Origin of the sequence: Shigella sp. FC1567 (assembly GCF_001743015.1) — a bacterium.
Classification (GTDB): Bacteria; Pseudomonadota; Gammaproteobacteria; order Enterobacterales; family Enterobacteriaceae; genus Escherichia; species Escherichia coli.
In genome coordinates, this window is the sequence record NZ_MIIV01000198.1 from 1 (window position 1) to 2,918 (window position 2,918).

Annotated in this window: 4 protein-coding genes and 3 pseudogenes; 3 read left to right on the forward strand and 4 right to left on the reverse strand. The window is 43.0% G+C overall.

Features of this window, described 5'->3' with window-relative positions:
• The 3 genes and pseudogenes from BHE85_RS12725 to csgD form a co-directional block, all read right to left on the reverse strand.
• A partial coding sequence (locus BHE85_RS12725) for an IS1 family transposase (RefSeq protein WP_047664789.1) occupies positions 1–165 on the reverse strand: 165 nt, incomplete at its 3' end.
• Positions 166–221: 56 nt separating this feature from the next.
• Positions 222–341 (reverse strand): annotated as a pseudogene (locus BHE85_RS12730) (curli production assembly/transport protein CsgE); the annotation flags it as partial.
• Positions 342–345: 4 nt separating this feature from the next.
• A complete protein-coding gene (gene csgD, locus BHE85_RS12735; protein WP_000481505.1) occupies positions 346–996 on the reverse strand; it encodes a biofilm master transcriptional regulator CsgD in 651 nt (216 codons plus the stop codon).
• Between the two features lie 772 nt (positions 997–1,768).
• Here csgD and csgB point away from each other — a divergent pair.
• The 3 genes and pseudogenes from csgB to csgC form a co-directional block, all read left to right on the forward strand.
• Positions 1,769–1,966, forward strand: a pseudogene (csgB, locus tag BHE85_RS12740) (curli minor subunit CsgB); the annotation flags it as partial.
• Between the two features lie 40 nt (positions 1,967–2,006).
• The gene (gene csgA, locus BHE85_RS12745) at positions 2,007–2,462 is read left to right on the forward strand and encodes a curli major subunit CsgA (protein WP_039064174.1); all 456 of its coding nucleotides are present in this window, start codon (positions 2,007–2,009) and stop codon (positions 2,460–2,462) included.
• A gap of 58 nt (positions 2,463–2,520) precedes the next feature.
• A pseudogene (gene csgC, locus BHE85_RS12750) lies at positions 2,521–2,601 on the forward strand (curli assembly chaperone CsgC); the annotation flags it as partial.
• Positions 2,602–2,619: 18 nt separating this feature from the next.
• Here the strand turns inward: csgC and BHE85_RS12755 are convergent.
• Positions 2,620–2,918, reverse strand: a 299-nt coding sequence (locus tag BHE85_RS12755; protein ID WP_146627992.1) for an integrase core domain-containing protein, incomplete at its 5' end; no start/stop codon positions are given.

The window sequence follows — 2,918 nt, forward strand, 5'->3', positions numbered from 1 at the left end:
TTTCTGGTGCGTACCGGGCTGAGAGGCGGTGTAAGTGAACTGTAGTTGCCATGTTTTACGGCAATGAGAGCAGAGATAGCGCTGATGTCCGGCAGTGCTTTTGCCGTTACGCACCACGCCTTCAGTAGCGGAGCAGGAAGGACATCTGATGGAAATGGAAGCCACGCAAGCACCTTAAAATCACCATCATACACTAAATCAGTAAGTTGGCAGCATTACCGGCCAATAGATGAAACAGTATGGTCAGTTAGCAATCCCGGGACTTCTACCTCAACGGCGTGAAGATTCCCTGCGGCGAACAGAAATTCTGCCGCCACAATCCAGCGTAAATAACGTTTCATGGCTTTATCGCCTGAGGTTATCGTTTGCCCAGGAAACCGCTTGTGTCCGGTTTTTTACGGCTATCTTCTTGAAAAGATTATAAAGATGCGTTTTAACCGTATTTTCGCTGATGAACAACGAACGAGCGATCTCGTTATTAGACGCGCCGATACGCAGCTTATTCAGGATCTCTTTTTCCCGATGAGTAAGGAGGGCTGATTCCGTGCTGTTATAACGATAGTTACCTGAATGCGTAATCAAGTAGCTGGCAAGCTTTTGCGTAAAGTAGCATTCGCCGCGCAGGACGCCTTGCAACCCATTGACAACACGTTCTTGATCCTCCATGGAATAAAAAACGCCGTTGATATGAGGCCAGTTTTCAATGTCGCGGTACGGGTAATCTTCAGGCGTATTTAGCAACAATATTTTGATATTGTTGTTTTTCCTGCTCAAAGTATCCTGCCAATAATGGATAAGCTTTTTATCTGCTTCCATCATATCCAGAAGAATAATAGAGCCTGAAGAGATATCGTCCAGAGAACGTTGAATATTATGTAATTTTCCTGTAATTGCCAGCGATTGTTTAAGGTGCTGCAAGAGAGCTGTCGCCTGCAAAGAAGGTTTAGTGATCAACAATAATGTATGACCATGAATACTATGGACTTCATTAAACATGATGAAACCCCGCTTTTTTTATTGATCGCACACCTGACAGCTGCCTCTAAAATAGAAGCACCAGAAGTACTGACAGATGTTGCACTGCTGTGTGTAGTAATAAATCAGCCCTAAATGGGTAAAATATAAAACTAATGGATTACATCTGATTTCAATCTAGCCATTACAAAACTTAAATCAAGCGTTAAACATGTAACTAAATGTAACTTGTTATACTAAAATATTAACCTTAAGGTTTTATTAAGTTTAGAAATGATAGAAAAGTTGTACATTTGGTTTTTATTGCACAATTTTAAAAAATCATACAAATGGTGATAACTTACTAATAATACATATAAAAAATATTTCGGTGTAGTCCTTTCGTCATGTAAAACGTTCTTGTTTTTTCTCCGCACCTCCGTGGACAAATTTTTACTCCAAAAAGACGAGGTTTGTCACGGCTTGTGCGCAAGACATATCGCAGCAATCAGCGACGGGCAAGAAAAATGACTGTCTGGTGATTTTTGATAGCGGAAAACGGAGATTTAAAAGAAAACAAAATATTTTTTGCGTAGATAACAGCGTATTTACGTGGGTTTTAATACTTTGGTATGAACAAAAAAAGAAAAATACAACGCGCGGGTGAGTTATTAAAAATATTTCCGCAGACATACTTTCCATCATAACGCAGCGTTAACAAAATACAGGTTGCGTAGACTGGCCCCCTGAATCTCCAGACAACCAGTATCACTTATTTAAGTGATACTGGTTGTCTGGAGATTCGAGGGGGCAGTCTAATAACCTTGCATATATTGATCAGGCGGGCAGTGCCAACGATGCCAGTATTTCGCAAGGTGCTTATGGTAATACTGCGATGATTATCCAGAAAGGTTCTGGTAATAAAGCAAATATTACACAGTATGGTACTCAAAAAACGGCAATTGTAGTGCAGAGACAGTCGCAAATGGCTATTCGCGTGACACAACGTTAATTTCCATTCGACTTTTAAATCAATCCGATGGGGGTTTTACATGAAACTTTTAAAAGTAGCAGCAATTGCAGCAATCGTATTCTCCGGTAGCGCTCTGGCAGGTGTTGTTCCTCAGTACGGCGGCGGCGGTAACCACGGTGGTGGCGGTAATAATAGCGGCCCAAATTCTGAGCTGAACATTTACCAGTACGGTGGCGGTAACTCTGCACTTGCTCTGCAAACTGATGCCCGTAACTCTGACTTGACTATTACCCAGCATGGCGGCGGTAATGGTGCAGATGTTGGTCAGGGCTCAGATGACAGCTCAATCGATCTGACCCAACGTGGCTTCGGTAATAGCGCTACTCTTGATCAGTGGAACGGCAAAAATTCTGAAATGACGGTTAAACAGTTCGGTGGTGGCAACGGTGCTGCAGTTGGCCAGACTGCATCTAACTCCTCCGTCAACGTGACTCAGGTTGGCTTTGGTAACAACGCGACCGCTCATCAGTACTAATACATCATTTGTATTACAGAAACAGGGCGCAAGCCCTGTTTTTTTTCGGGAGAAGAATATGAATGCGTTATTACTCCTTGCGGCACTTTCCAGTCAGATAACCTTTAATACGACCCAGCAAGGGGATGTGTATGAGGTGTACTGGCAATAGCGGACACTACCATTTGTTCTTTTTTTGAGCAGTCATCTGATGATATTTTTCCCTGAAGGCTGCCGGGGAGATATTCCCCAGACGAGAGTGACGACGCTGACGATTGTAGAAAATCTCAATGTATTCCCGTATTACTGAGATGGCTTCATCCCGGTTATTAAAACGATAGTGGCTCAGGCTCTCATTTTTCAGCGTTCCCCAGAAGCTTTCCATCGGAGCGTTGTCGTAACAGTTACCTTTACGCGACATTGATGTTTTCAGACCAGACTGCTCCTGTATGACCCGGTAATCGTATGCGCAGTACT

Coding starts and splice junctions, on each gene's coding strand:
- csgD (WP_000481505.1), bottom strand. CDS start 996: ATGTTTAATGAAGTCCATAGTATTCATGGTCATACATTATTGTTGATC.
- csgA (WP_039064174.1), top strand. CDS start 2,007: ATGAAACTTTTAAAAGTAGCAGCAATTGCAGCAATCGTATTCTCCGGT.